This is a genomic window from Thioclava sp. UBA3469, assembly GCF_002378135.1.
Lineage (GTDB): Bacteria > Pseudomonadota > Alphaproteobacteria > Rhodobacterales > Rhodobacteraceae > Thioclava > Thioclava sediminum.
The window spans coordinates 15,042-15,742 of sequence record NZ_DFRG01000119.1; the positions used below are offsets into that span (position 1 = coordinate 15,042).

The window sequence follows — 701 nt, forward strand, 5'->3', positions numbered from 1 at the left end:
GATGAGCAGGAACTCCATCACCCCCTCGCGGGCCTTCTTGACCATCGGCGAGTTCGTCTTGATCACCGGCGGCGCGCCTTCCGGCCCCGGGCGCATGTCGCGCACCTGCATCGCACAGGAGGCGGCAGGCTTCGGCGGGCCGCCCACGACTTCCACCAGACACATCCGGCAGTTGCCCGCGATCGACAGACGCTCGTGGTAGCAGAAGCGCGGGATCTCAATCCCCGCCTGTTCGCACGCCTGGATCAGCGTGAGGTTCGGATCGACCTCGACCTCGTTCCCGTCGATGATGATCTTTCTCAGGTCAGCCATGGCTATCCGTCTCGTCTCTTCGGGCGCGAGGTTGCCCCCGCGCGGGTTTTAGGTCAGGCCGCGTGTCCGCAGCCCATCGGGAAGACCCAAGCGCCGTCCCGGTATGTATCGTTAATCGACGAGGCCACGGCCCCGCCGCAGATGGCGTTCGCGGCCCGCTTGGCCTCGGCGCCCTCGTCATTCGCAAAGGGCTGAGCCTGCCGCATCACGACAAGTGCTCCGTTTGCGTCATAGGCCGCCGCGTAGCCCTCGACTGCCGCCAGTCGGCGCGGACCTTTGGAGGCCTCGTTGCCGCCCGGAGTGCCCATGCAGCCACCGAGCGCCAGCGCGCAGCCCGATATGATCACCGCCCGCATCATGCCGCCTCCGCCGCACAGGCGCGCGTCTTC

General features: G+C 67.5%; 2 protein-coding genes. Both read right to left on the reverse strand.

Annotated features, from left to right (window positions below; translation table 11 throughout):
* Positions 1–312 (reverse strand): 2Fe-2S iron-sulfur cluster-binding protein (locus B3D39_RS09835; RefSeq protein ID WP_286789639.1); only part of this gene is annotated, 312 nt, incomplete at its 3' end.
* A 53-nt stretch (positions 313–365) separates the two neighbouring features.
* A partial coding sequence (locus tag B3D39_RS09840) for a hypothetical protein (RefSeq protein WP_286789640.1) occupies positions 366–701 on the reverse strand: 336 nt, incomplete at its 5' end.